We start from the raw sequence: 16,744 nt of genomic DNA, 5'->3' as shown, positions 1-16,744 counted from the left end.
TGAATCTATTTTTTAGTTTGTTCATCTTTTCCTGCTTTCTTTAGGTGATGGCACGACGAACCTGATGCCATGTGATAAAATATTGTTGCCTGTACTTATATTTATCATAATGTGGGCTGTTCCTTATCCTTACTAACTGCCAAAATTCAGAAAGGACGTTCGTGAATGGAATTACTGCAGAACTTCCCACTCTTAGTGGCATTATCTTCTATCTTATTAGCACAGGCGATTAAAATACCCCTTGGTTTCATTGCTGCCAAGACCTGGGACGCTTCACTCATCACAAGCACCGGCGGCATGCCAAGCTCCCACTCCGCAGCTGTCACCTCACTTTCTACAGCTATCGGTATTGAGCAGGGGTTTGATTCGAATCTTTTTGCCATCTGCATCGTTTTTGGCGTTATTGTAATGTTTGATGCTACCGGCGTCCGGAGGCACGCGGGCTATCATGCCACCGTATTGAATCAGCTGGTTAACGACTTCAACCGTCTCGTGACGGAAGCCCGGTCCTGGCAGCAAAAACGGGAGCCCGAAAAACGCCAGGAGCTGAAGGAGCTGCTTGGCCACCAGCCGATTGAAGTTATCTTCGGCGCTATCTTCGGGGTTGCTATAACGTTTGCGGCTCATGCGATTTTTATCGTGTGACCTGTCCTGGTTTGTATATTTCTGTACGCGAAAGAAGCCCCCGGCAAACTATGCCGGGGGCTTCTTCTGTGTTTAATCTGTAATCATTTTAGAACGGGCTTTGTCCTTTGCGAAGCAGGAAGCCAAAGCCGCCGAGAACCCATAATGCACGGTTTTCGATTACTTTTTTCATAAAGTAGGCGGGACGGCCGTAAAGCTTTTTCGAACCTACAACGCCAATCGCTTCTTTTCCACCGAGAGAAGCCACTGTACCTTTGATATCGGCTACAAATGCTTCTGTCGGACGTCCTTCCATCAATGCTTTGATGTTATCGGCAGCTGTTTCGCCCTGCTGGAGAGCGATTTGAGCTGTCGGCGGGAATGGACGGTCGATTTCTGTATTGATGATCAGGGAACAGTCACCAATAATAAATTCGCGTTCGTGGCCGGGAGCACGCAGATCATCATCAACTTTCACACGGGCACGGTTGTTTTCAAAGCCGGACTCCTCGATAAGCGGGTTGCCGCGGACACCAGTTGCCCAGATTACTGTCGATGTTTTTACGGATTCCCCAGTATTCAGCTCGACGCTGTTTTCCGTTACTGCTTTGATCGGTGAATCCAGTTTGAATTCTACTCCCCGGTTTTCAAGTAAATTCATCGCATACTCCACAAGCTCCGGATCAAAGCCTGGAAGCGCTGTCGGCATCGCTTCAATAACGTACATTTTTACTTTATTGCGCGGCACATCGTACTCTTTGCAAAGCTTAGGCACGCGCTCACTCAGCTCGCCCATAAATTCCATACCGGTAAAGCCGGCGCCTGCTACAACGAACGTCAGGTCTTCTTCTTTTGCTTCGTCGCTGTGATAGCGGGCAAACATATATTCAATACGGTCTTTCATCTGGCGGGCGCCGTCCACGGTCCAACGGTGGTAGGAGTTTTCATAAACGCCTTCGATGCCGAACGTTTCAGAGATAGCCCCAACACCTACGATGATGTAGTCGTACTGCAGTTCACCGCCAGAAGCAAGCGTTACCTTCTTTTCTTCTGTAACGACCTTCGTAGCTTCGTCCTGCACGAAGTTAATTTTATTTAAATCAAGAATTTTACTGACTTTAATACGGGTGCGGTCATGGTGAAGCGTTCCTGCAGCCGGCTCATGCAGCCAGGTGGTTTGGTAATGATAATCGTGCCTGCTGACCAGCGTAATGTTTGCATTGTCTGTTCCTACTTCTTTTGCGAGCTTAGAAGCGGAAACGAGACCAGCATAGCCAGCGCCTAAAACAACAATATTTGTTTTTCCTGCCATGTCAATCACTTCCATTTTTTAGATTTTTGTTAAAAGCAGCTCATGTATGTGATTTATTTCACGTACACAACTATATCAAACCGCCTTTTCTTTAATAAAAAAGAAAAGTTCGCTTCGTTTTTTGCTTTTAACGCGTTGCTTTTTGTAAAAAAATAGACATAAACCCCGTACTTAATATTATGGGTTTTGCTATAATATTTCAACCTTTTTCCCGATTTTCACCTTTTTTCATCTCTTCTTCCAAAATGCGGAAGGGAAATACCCTTGGCACTGATTTTGCTTATGTTACAATGTAACTCTTGAAACAATTTCTCAATTGGTTTCTATTTTTCTCAATCAGTATTATAATGGATTGAAATTTGAAAAGATTCTTGGAGGTGTACCTTAGTGGTATTAGAGTCAGATATATATGATGTGACCATTATTGGCGGCGGCCCCACCGGTTTGTTTACCGCGTTTTACGGAGGGATGCGCCAGGCTAAAGTTAAAATTATTGAAAGCATGCCACAGCTCGGGGGACAGCTTGCTGCCCTTTATCCGGAAAAGTTTATATATGACGTTGCAGGGTTTCCAAAGGTCCGTGCCCAGGAGCTTGTGGATAATTTAATTGAACAGATGAACCCGTTTAACCCGGAGGTAGTGCTTGAACAAAGCGTAGAAAATGTCATCCGCAACGAAGATGACCTGATCGAGCTTCACACGGATAAAGGGGTCCATTACACCCGCACTATCATTATCACTGCCGGTGTAGGCGCCTTTCAGCCAAGGAAGCTTCAAATCGACGGCATGGAGCCATACGAAGACTCCAACCTTCACTATTTCGTTAACGACCTTCAGGCGTTTGCCGGTGAAAAAGTGACAATTCTCGGCGGCGGCGACTCGGCTGTCGACTGGGCGAACATGCTTGATCCGATTGCGGACGTCACTCTTGCCCACCGCCGGGATAAATTCCGCGCCCACGAACACAGCGTCGAACAGCTGAACCAGTCGAATGTGGATATTCTCACACCGTTTCAGGTCAAGGATGTTCTCGGAGACGGCGAACGGATTCAGCAGGTTGTTTTTGAAGAAGTGAAAGGCACTGCTGAACAGGTGGTCGACGTTGATTCCCTGATCGTCAACTACGGCTTCGTTTCTTCCCTGGGACCGATTAAAGAGTGGGGACTTGATATTCATAAAAATTCCATTGTTGTGAACACGAAAATGGAAACAAACATCCCGGGCGTATACGCAGCAGGAGACGTTACTTCCTACGATGGCAAGGTAAAATTAATTGCTACCGGCTTCGGGGAAGCTCCTACGGCAGTGAACAACGCGATGAATTATATTAATCCAAAGGCAAAGGTCCAGCCCGGACACAGCTCCCATATGTTTTAATAAAAAAACGATCCGTATCCGGGATCGTTTTTTTACTATTCGAAGCTGATTTCTTCGCCGGTCTCTTCCTGCACAGTGTCAGCGAAATTGTTCTTTTCCTTTTCCGCCTGTTCAAGCACCGGATTGATATTTTCTCCAATCGACTGCTCCAGGTCTTCTGTACTCATTAACTCTTCAGCAATAAACACATATTGGTTTGCATAAGAAACATGCGCGTCATACACTGCCTGCATGTCTTCGCCCTCCGGCACGCTGATTGCTTCAACGTTATCGTAGGCCGTGACGAAGATATCTTCCTGCATGCTTTGCAGTTCTCCAGCTGCCCCCTCTTCTTCCTCCTCCACAGCGTTCACGGCTTCTGTAAGCTGTGTGTCCAGCTGTTCAAGCTCTGTGGCACTTTCATCCACTTCTTCTATGTACTGCTGTTCTTCTTCTGATAAGCTGCTTCCACAGCCTGTCAGCATCAGTATACCGAGCGTTCCTGTAAAGATCGTTCGTTTTTTCATAACCCTCTCCCTCCTGCCTTCCTATTTTACAAATTGTGCCTGCCTGTGACCAGTAAAACATAAAAAAAGCAGCTGTACGCTGACAGCTGCTTTTTCCAACGCTATTATTCTAGCATTTCTCCGGTGTGCCTTCTTTGGTTGCGGTCTTGAACGATGCGCCGCAGCCGCAGGAAGCGATGGCGTTCGGGTTGTCGATCGTAAAGCCGCCGCCCATCATGTTTTCTTTAAAATCGATGTTTACGCCGTCAAGAACAGGAGCACTCTCACTGTCTACAACGATTGGAACACCTTTGATTTCAAGCACCTGGTCAGTTTCTTCTACTATGGAATCAAAGCCCATGCCGTAGGATAAGCCGGTGCATCCGCCACCCTTTACGCCTACACGCATATATAGTGAACTGTCGCCTTCTTCTTCAATCATGTCCAGCACACGCTGTGCTGCTGCATCCGATAATACTAACATTAGTGTTTCCTCCTTTGTGTATCTGAGGTTCATTTATATTATAGACCCTTAGCCTCCGTTCTTCAAATATTCCCCTTTTGTTTTTTTATGACGGACGTTTTTATGGGCAAATACTTTCATTGTGCTTATACTTATGAGAAAGTTCCTATAATTTTAAGAAGGGAGGCATTTTTTTGAAACTAATGACTTTTCTGATCCTCGCCCTTGCGGCCGGGTGGATCATTATTGCAGAAAACACCAGCCAGACCGTTTCTTTTTCCATTTTTCATAGTGCTTCCACCACAAGCAGCGAGACCAGTTTAATCGAAGAGCAGGAAGAAATGGAAAAGGAGTGGCGGCAGGAATATATTGACGGAAACCATACGTTTGACAATCCCATGGTAATCCAGGACCCCTACGGCGAAGCTCCGTTGACCGCTTTAACGAAATTTCGCACAGAAAACCCAAGCCGTATTACTGTAACTGTTGCCAGTCGCGGCGATGTACAGGACATTACGCATACATACCCTGCCTTTAACCAGGAGCACGAAGTCCCTGTTCTCGGGCTGTATCCCGGCACAGATAATGAAGTTACTATAGAAGCCGAGGACCGCCAGGGAAACGTTCAGGAGCAGACCGTTTCCCTGGAAACTGACGATACTCCTGCTTTCGCTCATAACAGAGAGGTAATAGAAAGCTCCCCGGCGGAAATGGAACCTGGTCTTACTTTCATAACCCCTGGCAAATCCAAGGCTTATGGAGTGGATGAGCAGGGAGATATTCGCTGGTACTCCTCCCGGACCGGGGGCTTTGTGTTTAAACGGCTCTCCAATGGCAATCTGCTGCTCGGGGCATCGCAGTCTGAGGATAAACGCAATGAGTATCTGTTTGAGACGGACATGCTCGGGAAGATTCAGAACCAGTACAAGGTTAACCTGCCCAATTACGAGGACACTAACGTCATTCACCACGATGCCATTGAGCTGCCTAACAATAATCTGTTAGTTACCGTGCATGACAACAGCAATGCTTATGAAGAGGATACTATGGTGGAAATCGATCGCGCTACCGGCGAAACGGTGGAAACGCTCGATTTAAAAGATATCTTCCCTGCTGAAGCGTACGAAGAATATTCCGGCCCGAACGAAAGTGACGGCGACTGGATGCATCTGAATGCCATTTGGTACGACAAGGAAAACAGGAGCATTCTTATATCCGGCCGCCATCAGAGCGCGGTCCTCAGCTTAACGTATCCTGAAATGAACATTAACTGGATTCTCGGGGCCCCTGAAGGCTGGTCTGCGGACATGGCCAAAAAAGTGCTGGAGCCCGAAAACGGTAATTTAAAATATCCCGGCGCCCAGCATGCCCCGATGATTCTTCCAGACCAGGATGACAATCCGGACACAAAAGACGTTCTTCTGTTTGATAACAACACGACTATCACTCGCGGCGATGAATCCATCAGCAGAGACTACAGTCAGGGCATACAATACCGGATCAATGAAGAGGAAGGTACGGTAGAGACCGTTTGGAAATACGGAGAAGAGCGCGGGAAAGACTTTTTCTCCAACGTGGTCGGTGATGCTGATTATATGTACGAAACCACGAACCGCCTGCTCACCTCCGGGTACCAGAAGGTGAATGACGGCTATCAGGCCACTATCGTTGAAACTGCCGGCGACACTGGGGAAGTAGTGTACGAGCTCGAGCTTTCCGGCATTAAAAAAGGCGACGGACGGGTAGTTTACCGATCGGAGCGGATGCCGCTTTATCCGGAAGCATGGAATTACTCTTCCGCCTCTCCTTCAGGTGCTTCTTCCGATTGAGGAACTGCTTTGGGCGTTGTTACTTTCCTTCCGGAATAGCACGATGTATAATAAGAAATTGAGCCCCGGAAATTCTTGTTAGCATGATGTCTTTCCCTGGCAGCATACCTTTTATATACCTACACAGCAGATAAGATTCTGCACGGTGGTACGGAAGCCGCCTGCAGAACCGCTGAACTTCACAGTATTTCTTGTACATCGGAAAGGAAGGATTAATATGGCGATCACCTTGAATCGCGACGCCGACATGCAGCGCATTGCCGACAAAGTCCGAGAAGGAGAACGATTATCCATTGAAGACGGCCTCTACCTCTATGAAACAGCAGACCTGTTAACCGTGGCCCAGTTGGCAAATGAGGTGAACGAAAGAAAAAACGGGGATAACGTTTATTTCATCGAAAATATGTACATCAACCCGACCAACGTATGCGAAGCCAGCTGTTCGTTTTGCGGATTTAAACGTAAGCCCGGCGAGGAAAACGCGTATACGATGCATGAAGAAGAACTACTCGAATACGTCGAGAAACGCTGGAATGACAACATCCGGGAATTTCACATCGTTGGCGGCCACAACACAGATGTGCCGTTTGAATATTATTTAAATACCGTCCGTGTGTTGAAAAAGCATTACCCACAGGCAAAGGTTAAAGCCTATACAGGAGCTGAAATCGAATTTTTTGCCCGTCACGCAGGGATCAGCATGCGCGAAGTCCTCGTAGAGCTGCAAAAGGCGGGACTCGATACGCTTCCAGGCGGCGGCGCTGAAATTCTTACCGAGAATTACCGTGCGAAAATGAGTCCGGACAAAGCGACGACGTTTGAATGGCTCGAAGCTCACGAACTCGCTCATGATCTTGGCATGCGTACGCACGCCACTATGCTGTACGGGTCGATTGAATCGAAGGAGGAACGGCTCATTCATATGGACCGTGTCCGTGCCCTGCAGGACAAAACCAATGGATTTATGGTCTTTATCCCGCTCGCCATGCAGCCGCGCAAGCTCGATGCCGGCCTGCACCAGCGCACCTCCGCCTTCGATGATCTGCGGACTGTGGCGATTTCACGACTGATGCTTGATAACTTTGATCACATCAAAGCATACTGGATTAACATCGGTGCCCAGCTGACCCAGATGGCCCTCACGTTTGGCTCCGACGATATTCACGGCACTCTGATCGAGGAACGGATCTCCCACTCTGTCGGCGCGCTGACATCCCAGGGGATTACCCGTAAGGAACTGATCCACCTGATTAAAACTGCCGGAAAAACTCCGGTGGAACGGGATACCTTCTATAACATTGTTAAATCCTATTAAACGTACTAAAAAGAGAGCGGGCGCCCGCTCTCTTTTTGTTTATATTGATGCCCTTCTAGTTTCATAGTCCCCCGTGCAGATAACCTCAGCATTTCCCGTCATCAGTATATTTCCTGATGACTGCCACGTAATATACAGATCACCGCCGGGAAGATGCACAGTCACCTCTTTATCTTTTTCACTTTTTCCGGCTGCCACCGCGGCTGCCACCGCCGCACAAGCGCCTGTTCCGCACGCCTGGGTAATACCAGAGCCGCGCTCCCATACTCTAAAATCCATTACATCACTGCGGCGCATATGCACGAATTCAATGTTGGCCCCTTCCGGAAAGGCTTCGTGTGTTTCAAGCTCCGCGCCGGCTGCTTCCACCGGCGCCTGCTCTGTGTCATCCACGAAGATGACTCCGTGTGGATTGCCCATGGATACAGGCATCAGCTGCCAGGAACGGCCTGCAGCTTCAAGAACCAGCTCGTGCTGACCCGAATTTTTAACAGGCACCTGGGCCCATTCAAATTCGGGAGCTCCCATGTCGACGGTCACCAGGCTTACGGTCTGACCGGTATTGTCCGGATGAACGGTCGCTTTCATCGTCCCTCCGAGCGTTTCAATCGTAAAACGCTCTTTATTAACATAACCATGCTCATAAGCATACTTGGCTGTGCAGCGCAGCCCGTTCCCGCAGTTTTTCGCTTCTGAGCCATCAGCGTTGAACACCTGCATCTTCACGTCTTCATGCGTCGACGGCCCGATCAGAATCAGCCCGTCTGAGCCTATTCCTTTATTTTTATCGGCTACCTGCCGGGCGAGCCTCGGCAGTTCATGCTCTTCCAGCGTTTCTTCAAATACATCAACATAAATGTAGCTGTTGCCAAGCCCGTGCATTTTTGTAAATTTCATGACTTTCTCTCCCTTCGTCTCAGCGGCTCTGTCGTCCATAAGTAATCTTCATCTGCAAATACAATATGCATGCGTTTATGACAGCACGGCATATTGATATATGTTTTTATTTCCTCTTTTGCCCATTCCAAATCCTTTAGTTTCATTGATGTTAATACGCTTCTTGTGCCGCAGTACGGACATTCATTAATATAAATATCTTCACCTATTTTGTCGTACGGCCATGTATTTTCAAAAGGAATGATATCCATTCTTTTCCCCCTCTTTAAACATTGAGAAAAAAAAGCGTCTTCCCTTCTGCAGAAAGACGCTTTTGCATTAAAACATTGGGTTTTCTTCAAGATGAGTATAAATATTGGCAAGAAGATCTTTTTCATCTTCCCCTTCTACCGGCTCCCCATTCACAAGCGCGTACATATTCATAGAGCAACGGCCGCAATAGCCTAAGCATATATCTTCAATAACATCCAGATTCGGATCTTTTTCAAGTTCTTCCATTGCCCCGTGAGAGCCGTTCGCCAAATTACTCATGCAAAACTCAATAATTGGCCTCACCTTTCATCACCTCTTCCCGGGTTATACGAGTTTATATTAGTCGTCTGTGGCCGCTGCGTCAACCAATTCGTTTGAACGCCCCGTTCACAAAATTGTTTGATATTTTTAAAATCGGTTGCCAAAGCAGCTGTATCTCTCTATAATCAAAATTGACCGCAGTCATTTTTAATGGCTGCACAACCGAATCGTTCTCTCTATTGTAACTTTTTTATTTTGCAAATGCTTTCAGCTTCGCAGAGGGGGCATTCTATGAAACGAACGGAAAAACGAGAGCAGACACGTTCCCGCATTCTGCAGGCTGCTGTGCATTTATTCCAGGAAAAGGGCTTTGAGCAGACGACTGTGCAGGAAATCACGGCTTCAGCCGAAGTCGCCAAAGGGACTTTTTTCAATTACTTCCCTACGAAAGAGTCGATCATGCGTGCACTCGCAGAGGACCGGATGGTCCGGGTACAGGAATACATGCAGACGTATAAAATTCAGCGCATGACGCTTCCCTCCCGTATTCGCGCCTACGCCGGATATTTTTTAGGGGACTTTCACCTGAACCCTTCCCTCACCAGGCACATCTGGCGGCATGTGGTCGAGCATGACAGTGCTTTGCTTCGTACGTGGGAACAGCTTCTTGAGAGCGGTGTCCGCCAGCAGGAAATAGACCCTTCCATTTCTTCGACTCGATGGGCACACATCATCAACAGCTATTTTTACTATCAGCTATCCATCGGAGCTGAAACTGATCGCGAAGAACTACTTCATCATTTTATGCAGCTGGTCCACGCGGGCATAGACAGCATGCTACTCAAAGGGGGACAAGAAACAATGGAAAAAATTATCGTATTAGGCGGAGGCTACGGCGGGATGCGTTTTCTTCAGCGCGTGCTCGGCAGTGACCTCCCCCAGGATGTTGATATTACATTAGTGGACAAACTTCCGTATCACTGTATGAAAACCGAATACTACGCGCTTGCTGCCGGTACCGAATCGGACGATGAGGTGCGTGTTCCGTTCCCGGATCATTCCCGGTTAAAAATTCACTTTGGCACGATCGACCATATCGATATGGAAAATCAGATGGTGATCATGTCTGACTCTTCTTCGCTTCCTTATGACAAACTCATTGCCGGCCTTGGCTCAGTGGACAACTTTCACGGTGTCCCGGGAGCAGAAGAGCACTCCTACAGTATCCAGAGCATGGAAGCAACACGCCGAACATACGAAGCTATCAGTAACCTTCCGCCAAAAGCAGCAGTCAGCATCGTAGGTGCCGGACTCAGCGGGGTAGAGCTGGCCAGCGAGCTACGGGAGAGCCGCTCAGATCTCCACATACGTCTGTTTGATCGCGGGGAGACTATTCTTCCCATGTTCCCGAAGCGGCTTAGTAACTACGTGCAGAACTGGTTTGAAAAGCACGATGTTGAAGTTATCAGCAATTCCGATATCACCACCGTGACGGCAGAAGGCCTGTACAACCATGAAGACTGGATCCAGTCGGAAGCGATCATTTGGACCGCAGGCATCCAGCCCAACAAAATCATTCGCGAGCTTGATACGGAAAAAGACCGGAAGGGACGAATTATTTTAACGCCCCACCATCATTTAACAAACGATGAAAATATTTTTATCGTTGGGGACTGTGCCAGCCTGCCACACGCTCCAAGCGCCCAGCTTGCCGAGGGCCAGGCAGAACAAATCGCTACAATTATGAAAAAAAGATGGAAAAACGAATCGCTTCCGGAAACGATGCCTGAGATCAAGCTTAAAGGCACCCTCGGATCGTTAGGGAAAAAGCACGGCTTCGGTGTGATGGGCGGTACTGCCAAAGCAGCAGTGACCGGCCGCGTCGCCCGTCTGTTAAAAAGCGGCGTGCTCTGGATGTACAAAAACCATTCCGGCGTATAATAAACAAAATAATTTCATGTCCATCAGAAGGGGTCTGCCTATAATGCAGATCCTTTTTACGTCTTTAGGCACTAATTGCTTTCCATTAAGTAAATTATCATACATAATATGAAAAATTTAGCAAATCGAAGTGATATTTGGCTAAAAAAATGGAAGGCTGTTGACGGATGCTTCCAGCCCATTTATTATTAACTAAAATTTCAAAGAATATAAAAAGTTATGAATTATTATGGGAGGGTCAGCATGTATTTTCCAAAAAAGTTAACTGTCGGGGTTCTCGCAGGAATGGTCATCAGCTCTGGGAGCCTTCTTCACGCAAATGGCTCAGCCAATGATAACGCTAATGAAAACGGAATTGAAAACAGCAGTAAAAATGCTAAGGAAGACGTCCCGGAAAATGTCATCGTAATGGTTGGAGACGGCATGGGAATGGGACAAATGGAGATCGCTTCTCTGCTTGAACATGGCAAAAAAGGTGAGCTGTTCATGGAATCGCTTGAACATACAGGCATGACCAGCACATATTCCGCTGATAACAACGTAACTGATTCAGCTGCTGCCGGCACCGCAATCGCTACCGGCACGAAAACAAATAATGGAAGCATTGGTGTTGACGAAGACGGCAATGAAGTGGACAGCATTTTGGATCAGTATCAGGACGACGGGAAAAAGGTCGGCGTTATTTCCAATAATACAGTCACCGACGCTACTCCAGCTTCGTTTACCGCAAGCGTGGCTGACCGTGGGAGCGAAGAAGACATTGCCGAGCAGCAGTACGAAGAGAAATATGATGTCCTGCTTGGGGGCGGCGGCGAATTTTTCGGAGCTGATGAGGACGAGAGCGAAGACAGGCTTGTGGATGAGTTTCAGGAAAGCGGCTATGAGTATGCGACTACCGAAGAAGAGCTGGAGGAAGCCGGCACTCCCGACAGGCTCCTCGGCCTGTTTAATGATTCGTACATGAACTATAAAACCGATAAAGACGACGTCGACAGCGAAGAGCCGTCTCTGCAGTCTATGACGGAAACAGGGCTGGACGTGCTTTCCCAGGATGATGACGGATTCTTTATGATGGTCGAAGGCGCCCGCATTGACCACGCTGCCCATGCAGCTGACGCTACGGGCGTATGGCAGGAAATGATCGAATTCGATCAAACCGTTGAACAGGTCGTTACATGGGCAGAAGACCGTGACGACACGCTCGTCGTTGTGCTGTCCGACCATGAAACACTTGGGATGTCCGCAACAGAAACCATGGATGTAGATGGCCTGAAAGACATTGAAGTGTCCCCGGAATACATGGCCCAGCAGCTTGAAACCCGGGAAGACTCTGATGAATATACTGATGAAAGCATTCAGCAGGTATTCTCGGAATACGCAGATATTGATATAACAAATGAAGAATTAGAAGCCTTTCGTGCAAATATTGAAGACGATGCCGGAGAGGTCTACCCTGAATATCAGGTGGGCTGGGAAATCGGATCCATCATTGCGGATCACTACAGTGTAGGCGCACTCGACACCGAAATACGCGCGGAGAGTGATACCGGCGGGCACACTGGTGAAATGGTTCCAGTCTTTGCCGCGGGAGCCGGCAGTGATCACTTCAGTGGTTATATGGATAATACCGACATTAAAGGGCTGATCGAGGAAGCCTCTTCTGAACAAACTAACCCCGGCAAGGAAAACGGCCGCGGACACGGCAATAATTAAGCAGCACTAAATCTGTCAGCAGCCGGAAAAGACCGGACGGAGAATTAACCTCCGTCCGGCTTTTTTTGTTTTTTAAATTCTTCTGTCGCTCCCGGGGCCGGTGCTTTTGTTTTATCAACTTCCCTGTAAACAGCTTTGAGTCTTGGATTTCCTTCTGCCACTACTACTTCGTTCACCGTTACGAGCGGATAAAAGTATTCTTCCTGCCGGACCTTCTCAGCTACGGGGTCAGAAGCCGACCCCGGGTCTTCGATATCAATATGCTCTACACCTGGAGGATTTTCCGGGTACTTTCTTTGGACTGCAGCTTCGAGCCACTCTGCGGTCTCCCGGCTTGATGGAAGATTTACGCAGCTTGGGCACTTTTTTTCCGCCCCATAAACTTTTATCATGATCACACGCCTGCCTCCTTTTCTTTATCATACTATATCTGCGCTTTCTTCACTATTTTCTGTCCCCGGTTGATAATGATTGTCAAACAGCACCGGTTCATAGTAGAATGCATATATACGTGATGACATTTGAACATAACAGCCCGACGGTTTATAATAAAAGTATTGAAAGGAGAGATCAACATGCCACAAACGACAGAAGATATGCATGCACAGGTTCAGGAGGTTCTTGAAAAGCTCCGCCCCTTCCTGCTTCGCGATGGAGGCGACGTGGAACTTGTAGATATTGAAGACGGCATTGTTATGGTCCGCCTTATGGGAGCATGCGGCTCCTGCCCTTCCTCTACAATTACACTGAAAGCTGGTATCGAACGCGCACTCCTGGAAGAAGTGCCAGGAGTCAAAGAACTCGAACAGGTATTTTAATAGACGGTAACCGCAAAAAAGCTCAGGGTGCTAAATGCCCTGAGCTTTTTTATATGCTTTTGTTCCCTTTCAAACTGAACCTGATACCCCGGCCGGCTGATTAACATAGTGTACGTTTGAGCCGAAGGGAGCCGGCTTGGCTGTTTCCACCCGGAAATCCGGATAATCCTCCTGAATCGCCCGTTTTACCTCTTCGCCTCTGCCGCTTGGTACGAAGCAGAGAATGGTCGGACCGGCACCGCTTAACGCAGCCCCGTAGGCCCCGTATTGCCGGATGCCGCTGAGCATTTCCTCGAGACCGGGTACCATATCGGCGCGGTACGGATGGTGAAAGACGTCCCGCACCATCATTTCCCCTGCCATCTTCCAATCACCCTTTAGAATAGCCGCAACCAGCACATTACTTACGGCGCTTCCGTGAATGGCTGTCGCGTAAGGAAGTTCGGAAGGCAGGGCTCCCCTCGCTTCTTTCGTCAGAAGCTCATTGTCCGGAATGGCAAGCACAAGGTCCACATCCGGTACACCGCAGTGCATCACATGCGTTTTTTCCTCTCCGTAGGCACCAACGATCAGTCCGCCGTACAGCGAGGGCCCGACATTGTCCGGGTGTCCTTCCCAGCCGCTTGCAAACTGCATTTTTTCTTCCTTCGACCGGTGCAGGCCGGCCATTTCGTCTGCCAGTTCAATACCGGCAATAATTGCCGAAGCACTGCTCCCAAGTCCCCTTGCGAGCGGGATATCACTTACCATTTCCACACGGCAGGGGGACAGTTCCACATCGTATTCAGCAGCATAAGCTGTCGCTGCCTGATAAACAAGATTATCTTCTTTATTTGGCAGGCTGCTGAGCTCAGGCGAATTCGAGAAAAATTCCCACTCCTCCGCCCGGTCGATGTAAAGCGTAAGATAGCGGTTGACTGCCAATCCTACAGAATCAAACCCTGGTCCTAAATTCGCTGAACTGGCCGGTACAGTGATCGACAATCTTTTATCAGCCACGAACGACTCCTCCCTTGATATGCTCCATAAATGCTTCTTCATTATTTGGAATAACCGTTGGTTTCACCGTCACTTTATCAATCGCTGTACTCGGATCCTTTAGTCCGTTTCCAGTAAGGACACAGACGACCGAAGAACCTTTTTTGATCTTTCCGCTGTCGATCTGTTTTTTCAGTCCCGCCAGTGAAGCACAGGAAGCTGGTTCTGCAAAAACACCTTCTGTTTTGGCAAGCAGCTGATAAGCTTCAACGATTTCATCGTCTGTCACCATATCAATGCGTCCATCTGACTCTTCGGTCACCCGGATAGCCTTATTCCAGCTTGCCGGATTACCGATACGTATAGCCGTAGCGATCGTTTCCGGATCTTTGACCACTTCACCGCGTACGATGGCAGCTGCCCCTTCTGCTTCAAAGCCAAGCATGTTCGGCAGGCCCGTCTGGTGCTGCTCGTGATACTCTTTAAACCCTTTCCAGTACGCTGTGATGTTTCCGGCGTTGCCCACCGGGATGCAGAGAGCATCCGGTGCTTTTCCGAGCGCTTCACACACTTCATACGCAGCCGTTTTCTGGCCTTCAATACGATAAGGGTTCACAGAATTCACGAGCGTGATCGGTTCTTTTTCACTGATGCTCCGGACGATTTCGAGCGCGTTATCAAAGTTGCCCTGGATTTCAAACACTTCTGCTCCGTACATGACGGCCTGAGCAAGCTTTCCGAGCGCAATTTTCCCTTCCGGAATGACAACGATCGTACGGAGGCCGGCTCTCGTGCCGTAGGCCGCTGCCGCTGCCGAGGTGTTTCCTGTGGAAGCGCAGATAATGGCTTTGCTTCCCTCTTCTTTTGCCTTCGCCACTGCCATCACCATACCCCGGTCTTTAAATGAGCCTGTCGGGTTGGTGCCTTCTGTCTTTACGTGAATGTTGACGCCCCATTCTTCTGACAGGCGTTCAAGTGGTATTAACGGCGTATTACCTTCATTCAGGGAAAGAGCTGGCGTGTTTTCTGTTACTGGTAAAAAATCTTTATACTGCTTTAAAAGTCCCTGCCAAGCACTCATTTAGCTTCCTCCCTCTACACGGTAGCTGCTTTTAATATCTATCACAACATCAAGACTGTTTAACGCCTTTTGCAGCCGTTTGTATACATCGAGTGATGTTGTATGCGTAATAATGACAATTTCTGCGGTGTTTACCATTCCTTCCACCGGCCATTGGACAAGACGTTCAAAGCTTACATCCTCTTCAGCGAAAATCGAAGTAAGGGCCGCGAAGGTGCCGGTGGCGTCTTTCACGTGCAGGCGGAGAAAGTATTTCGAAAACACTTCATTATCCGGCTTAATATGCTTTTCATTCAGCGGCTCCCCGACATGCTGGCCGCTGACGCCGAGGCGCATGTTGCGTACAGAAGTGACAAGATCCGAAACTACTGCTGTGGCAGTTGGAAGCGCACCGGCTCCCGGACCGTAAAACATTGTCTCCCCTACCGCTTCACCGTAAATATACACAGCGTTGTATTCGTTTTGCACCGAGGACAGCGGGTGGTCGTCCGGGAGCATCATTGGCTGCACAGCAAGCTCCACCTTCCCGTTTTTCCGTTCAGCCAGGCCGATCAGCTTTAACGTATAACCCATCTGCCGGCAGTAGGCAAGATCATCTGTTGTAATGGATGTAATTCCTTCAACGGTAACATCGGAAAGCTCCACATTCATGGAAAAGCCGAGATTCGCCAGAATAGCTACTTTTCTGGCTGCATCAAGACCTTCGACATCTGCGGTAGGATCGCTCTCTGCAAATCCAAGCTCCTGCGCTTCGAGCAGAACTTCCTGGTAAGGCCGGTTGTCCTGGCTCATTTTGGTCAGCACATAGTTAGTCGTTCCGTTCACGATGCCCATCATTTTTGTAATCCGGTCAGAGGCAAGTCCTTCCGTAAGGCCCCGCAGTACCGGAATGCCTCCAGCTACACTCGCTTCATAAAACAAATCGCAGTGATTGTCTGCTGCGATCTTCAGCAGCTCTGCCCCGTGGAGGGCCATCAAGTCTTTATTTGCAGTAACAACGCTTTTGCCCTTCTCCAGCGCCTGAGTAATATACTCTCTTGCCTGATCCACACTGCCCATCACTTCAATAACCGTGTGAATCCCAGGGTCACCGAGCACATCATCCGCCTCCAGCGTCAGCTGGTCTTCCCGCAAACTTACCTGACCAGTCCTCGGCTTTTCCAAATCACGTACCAGGGCTTTTTTTAAAAACACATCAGCACCCACCTGGTGCTGAAGCTCTTGTTTATGCTCTTCAAGCAGCTGAGCCACACCGGCTCCAACCGTTCCAAATCCAAGCATACCTACGGCAATTTTTTCCATTCCTGCTACACTCCTAACTCCCTCTGAAGCCTTTATTGCGTTCTTTATTTATATAATGTTTATTTTAGGTAAACAAATGTCTTTCTATAAAGGACA

17 protein-coding genes and 1 pseudogene are annotated in these 16,744 nt (G+C 48.4%); 8 read left to right on the top strand and 10 right to left on the bottom strand.

The window, feature by feature from the left end; genetic code table 11:
• Positions 1-165: 165 nt before the first annotated feature.
• On the top strand, positions 166-645 hold the full coding sequence (locus SIC45_RS02565; RefSeq protein WP_298785250.1) for a divergent PAP2 family protein: 480 nt from the start codon (positions 166-168) through the stop codon (positions 643-645).
• An 88-nt stretch (positions 646-733) separates the two neighbouring features.
• Here SIC45_RS02565 and SIC45_RS02560 read toward each other — a convergent pair whose 3' ends face one another.
• Positions 734-1,936, bottom strand: coding sequence for an NAD(P)/FAD-dependent oxidoreductase (locus tag SIC45_RS02560; protein WP_319630959.1), 1,203 nt, complete (start codon positions 1,934-1,936; stop codon positions 734-736).
• A gap of 387 nt (positions 1,937-2,323) precedes the next feature.
• Here SIC45_RS02560 and SIC45_RS02555 point away from each other — a divergent pair, with 387 nt between their 5' ends.
• A complete protein-coding gene (locus tag SIC45_RS02555; protein WP_319630958.1) occupies positions 2,324-3,313 on the top strand; it encodes an NAD(P)/FAD-dependent oxidoreductase in 990 nt (329 codons plus the stop codon).
• Between the two features lie 35 nt (positions 3,314-3,348).
• Here SIC45_RS02555 and SIC45_RS02550 read toward each other — a convergent pair whose 3' ends face one another.
• Positions 3,349-3,819 (bottom strand): hypothetical protein, encoded by a 471-nt coding sequence (locus SIC45_RS02550; RefSeq protein WP_298785247.1) that lies wholly within the window; start codon positions 3,817-3,819, stop codon positions 3,349-3,351.
• A 109-nt stretch (positions 3,820-3,928) separates the two neighbouring features.
• The gene (locus tag SIC45_RS02545) at positions 3,929-4,282 is read right to left on the bottom strand and encodes a HesB/IscA family protein (RefSeq protein ID WP_022794136.1); all 354 of its coding nucleotides are present in this window, start codon (positions 4,280-4,282) and stop codon (positions 3,929-3,931) included.
• 182 nt (positions 4,283-4,464) lie between these two features.
• Here SIC45_RS02545 and SIC45_RS02540 point away from each other — a divergent pair, with 182 nt between their 5' ends.
• Both SIC45_RS02540 and mqnE read left to right on the top strand, forming a co-directional pair.
• Complete coding sequence (locus SIC45_RS02540) at positions 4,465-6,090, top strand: aryl-sulfate sulfotransferase (RefSeq protein ID WP_319632917.1); 1,626 nt, start codon at positions 4,465-4,467, stop codon at positions 6,088-6,090.
• Between the two features lie 217 nt (positions 6,091-6,307).
• Positions 6,308-7,405: an aminofutalosine synthase MqnE gene (mqnE, locus tag SIC45_RS02535; protein WP_298785246.1), complete on the top strand. Its 1,098-nt coding sequence runs from the start codon at positions 6,308-6,310 to the stop codon at positions 7,403-7,405.
• Between the two features lie 39 nt (positions 7,406-7,444).
• On the opposite strand, the gene dapF is transcribed toward mqnE, so the two are convergent.
• From dapF to SIC45_RS02520, 3 genes are all read right to left on the bottom strand, one after another.
• Positions 7,445-8,302 (bottom strand): diaminopimelate epimerase, encoded by an 858-nt coding sequence (gene dapF, locus SIC45_RS02530; RefSeq protein ID WP_298785245.1) that lies wholly within the window; start codon positions 8,300-8,302, stop codon positions 7,445-7,447.
• Complete coding sequence (locus tag SIC45_RS02525; protein ID WP_298785244.1) at positions 8,299-8,553, bottom strand: hypothetical protein; 255 nt, start codon at positions 8,551-8,553, stop codon at positions 8,299-8,301. The genes dapF and SIC45_RS02525 overlap by 4 nt, the downstream gene beginning before the upstream one ends.
• Before the next feature lie 67 nt (positions 8,554-8,620).
• Positions 8,621-8,857 carry a YuzB family protein gene (locus SIC45_RS02520; RefSeq protein WP_022794141.1) on the bottom strand — a complete coding sequence of 79 codons (237 nt, stop codon included), beginning with the start codon at positions 8,855-8,857 and terminating at the stop codon, positions 8,621-8,623.
• A gap of 168 nt (positions 8,858-9,025) precedes the next feature.
• Here SIC45_RS02520 and SIC45_RS16505 point away from each other — a divergent pair.
• From SIC45_RS16505 to SIC45_RS02510, 3 genes and pseudogenes are all read left to right on the top strand, one after another.
• Positions 9,026-9,226, top strand: a pseudogene (locus SIC45_RS16505) (TetR/AcrR family transcriptional regulator); the annotation flags it as partial.
• 450 nt (positions 9,227-9,676) lie between these two features.
• The gene (locus tag SIC45_RS02515; RefSeq protein ID WP_413645921.1) at positions 9,677-10,756 is read left to right on the top strand and encodes an NAD(P)/FAD-dependent oxidoreductase; all 1,080 of its coding nucleotides are present in this window, start codon (positions 9,677-9,679) and stop codon (positions 10,754-10,756) included.
• A gap of 243 nt (positions 10,757-10,999) precedes the next feature.
• Positions 11,000-12,469, top strand: coding sequence for an alkaline phosphatase (locus tag SIC45_RS02510; RefSeq protein ID WP_319630956.1), 1,470 nt, complete (start codon positions 11,000-11,002; stop codon positions 12,467-12,469).
• A 44-nt stretch (positions 12,470-12,513) separates the two neighbouring features.
• Here SIC45_RS02510 and SIC45_RS02505 read toward each other — a convergent pair whose 3' ends face one another.
• Complete coding sequence (locus SIC45_RS02505) at positions 12,514-12,861, bottom strand: DUF1462 family protein (protein ID WP_319632916.1); 348 nt, start codon at positions 12,859-12,861, stop codon at positions 12,514-12,516.
• 183 nt (positions 12,862-13,044) lie between these two features.
• Here SIC45_RS02505 and SIC45_RS02500 point away from each other — a divergent pair, with 183 nt between their 5' ends.
• The gene (locus SIC45_RS02500) at positions 13,045-13,287 is read left to right on the top strand and encodes a NifU family protein (RefSeq protein ID WP_022793950.1); all 243 of its coding nucleotides are present in this window, start codon (positions 13,045-13,047) and stop codon (positions 13,285-13,287) included.
• Positions 13,288-13,356: 69 nt separating this feature from the next.
• Here the strand turns inward: SIC45_RS02500 and thrB are convergent, their stop codons facing one another.
• Genes thrB through SIC45_RS02485 form a run of 3 tightly spaced genes read right to left on the bottom strand, consistent with a single transcriptional unit; the run spans position 13,357 to position 16,648 of the window.
• Positions 13,357-14,286 (bottom strand): homoserine kinase, encoded by a 930-nt coding sequence (gene thrB / locus SIC45_RS02495; protein WP_298785242.1) that lies wholly within the window; start codon positions 14,284-14,286, stop codon positions 13,357-13,359.
• The gene (gene thrC / locus SIC45_RS02490) at positions 14,279-15,346 is read right to left on the bottom strand and encodes a threonine synthase (RefSeq protein WP_319630955.1); all 1,068 of its coding nucleotides are present in this window, start codon (positions 15,344-15,346) and stop codon (positions 14,279-14,281) included. The genes thrB and thrC overlap by 8 nt, the downstream gene beginning before the upstream one ends.
• Complete coding sequence (locus SIC45_RS02485) at positions 15,347-16,648, bottom strand: homoserine dehydrogenase (protein ID WP_319630954.1); 1,302 nt, start codon at positions 16,646-16,648, stop codon at positions 15,347-15,349.
• Positions 16,649-16,744 lie beyond the last annotated feature (96 nt).

The sequence above is a fragment of the Marinococcus sp. PL1-022 genome (assembly GCF_033845285.1).
GTDB lineage: Bacteria > Bacillota > Bacilli > Bacillales > Marinococcaceae > Marinococcus.
Note: the sequence above shows the minus strand (reverse complement) of the source record. Positions and strands in the feature narration are given on the sequence as shown.